This is a genomic window from Mesorhizobium sp. M0678, from assembly GCF_040320505.1.
GTDB lineage: Bacteria > Pseudomonadota > Alphaproteobacteria > Rhizobiales > Rhizobiaceae > Mesorhizobium.
In genome coordinates, this window is sequence record NZ_JAMYPT010000065.1 from 1 (window position 1) to 2,337 (window position 2,337).

General features: G+C 62.4%; 2 protein-coding genes. Both read right to left on the bottom strand.

The features are described from left to right. Positions 1-60: 60 nt before the first annotated feature. Positions 61-933, bottom strand: coding sequence for an IS21-like element helper ATPase IstB (gene istB / locus NKI29_RS33245; protein ID WP_352624661.1), 873 nt, complete (start codon positions 931-933; stop codon positions 61-63). Next, positions 930-2,192, bottom strand: coding sequence for an IS21 family transposase (istA, locus tag NKI29_RS33250; RefSeq protein ID WP_352798684.1), 1,263 nt, complete (start codon positions 2,190-2,192; stop codon positions 930-932). Before istA ends, istB begins: the two co-directional genes overlap by 4 nt. Between the last annotated feature and the right edge of the window lie 145 nt (positions 2,193-2,337).

Genomic DNA, 2,337 nt, shown 5'->3' on the forward strand with positions numbered 1-2,337 from the left:
TGTCAATGCCGCTCGAATTTTCCCCAAAAGTGCCGAAGTAAAATTCCCCAGTTTCGCCGCTCAGGCTGTTGCGGAAGGGTGTCCATTTTTCGGCGGCCGGCCGCGCGGTCGTGATGGTGCGTTGAGCGTCGGCGGCGTGATGGAGGCTTTTGATCGCAGGTGTTCGGGCATGAGCTCGGCGTGTTGTCGGAGCCGATAGCTCGATCCTTCGATCTGGACGACGACCGCATGATGAAGCAGGCGATCGAGAAGTGCGGTTGCGACGACAGGATCGCCGAAGACCTCGCCCCATTCGGCGAAGCCGCGGTTTGAGGTGAGAATCATGGCGCCCTTCTCATAGCGGGCGTTGACGAGCTGGAAGAACAGATTGCCGCCACCGTGGATGACGGGCAGGTAGCCGATCTCGTCGACAACGAGCAGAGCAGGCCGGCAGAAGAAGCGGATGCGTTCCTGCAGGCGTCCTTCGCGTTCGGCCCTTGCCAGTGCGGCGATGAGTTCGGCGAGCGTGCAGAAATAGACGCTCTTTCCAGCCTTCACAGCCTCGACGGCAAGTGCGATGGCCAGATGGCTCTTGCCTGTGCCGGGTGGGCCGAGGAAGTGGACGACCTCGCAGCGGGCGACGAAGCCGAGTTGGGCGAGCGTGAAGATTCGATCTCGGTCGAGCGAGGGCTGGAAAGAGAAGTCGAAGCCGGCGAGCGTCTTGATCGTGGCCAGACGCCCCATGCGCAGTGCCGTCTTGATCCGGCTGTTCTCGCGGAGGGTCAACTCTTCCGAAAGGAGGATGTCCATGGCTTCGAGGGCGGCGATCTCGCCTTGCTCGAGCCGGCGCACGATATGATCGAGCGCTTCGAGCGCTCGTGGCATCTTCAGGCCGACGAGATCGTGGCGGATCCGGTCGATTGTGGATGGCGTGGTATCGAGCGCATTCGTCATGGACGCTGCTCCTTCGCCATCACCCGGGCGACGGCATCGTAGAAGGCCAACGGGCGCTGAGCGACCCTGTCGCCTGAGCCATGAAGGATGACCTCGTCGTTCCTCAGTCTTTGTCGGCGCTTGTGGACGTGGATGTTGCGATGCCCGGGCTCGACATGACGCTGGTGCCGACCTTCTAGAATGGGATGGATGGCAATCAGTGCGCCGTCCTCGAAGATGCGTACCTCTTCGGCCAGAGTGTGCACCTCGACGACACGGCGCCTGGTGGCGTCGGGCACGCTATAGAAATTGCCGCCAACGCTAACCATGCCCTCCCGGCTGATGCGTCGCTCGAGCTTCAGGACCGATCGGAACGGAGCCAACGGCAGCGGCCGGAGCGCTGCCCGCTCCTCGGCAAAAGCTTCGTTGACGACACGCCGTGTGGTTGCGTGAACTCTCGGGTTTGCGACCGTGTCCAGCCAGTGACGCAACTGCGCATTCAAGTCTTCGAGGTTGCGAAAGGACCGGGCCAGGAAGAAGTCCTCGCGAATGTAGCGGAACGGTCGCTCGACCTTGCCTTTTGTTTTGGCGCGGTAAGGCCGGCAGGCCTTGGGATGGAAACCATAGTGGCGGGCAAGATCGACGAGGGCACGGTTGTAGACGATGCCGCCGGTATCGCCTTCGCCGATCACAGCCGTCTTCATACGGTCGTAAAGCACTTCGCGAGGAGCGCCGCCCAGCGCCTCGAAAGCCCCAGCATGGCAGCGCAAGACAGTCGGCAGATCCTGGTGGACGACGAAGCGTGCCCAGATAAGGCGACTGAAGCCAAGCACCATGGAGAATAGCCAGACGATTCTCGGCGTGGTCGGCTCATCGGCAAAGACGACATTGAACTGGGCGAAGTCGACCTGCGCTTGCTCGCCGGGCGGGGTCTCGAAGCGAACCTCGTATCCACGCTCCGCCGCGGCAGGACGGACGTCGCGCAGGAAGTCGGTAACGGCCGTGTAGCCGCCGCCATAGCCGAGGTCCTTCAGTTCGCGGAAAAGCCGGCTGCCGGTGAGCCCGGGATATCGCGTGACCCGCTCGCGAAGATAGGCTGTGAAGGGATCGATCACCGCCTGACGCGGCTTGCGCGGTCCGTAGGCCGGAGCCTCGAGCCCGCGCACAATGTATTTGCGCACCGTCTTGCGGTCGATCCCGCTCTCCCTGGCGATCGCCGACACCGACAGGCCCTGCCGATGCAAATCCAGTATCATCATCATCTCCCCGATCTTGATCACCGAAATCCCTCTCCCGACCATCAGGAGAAGCATCAACGATTACGCGCCGCCGGTCTCCCGGAGCGCGCTCCGGAAGACCGGCGGCAGCGCTATACTGGGGAAGATTCAAACGGCACTTCTGGGGAGTATTGAGCCGGCATCGACA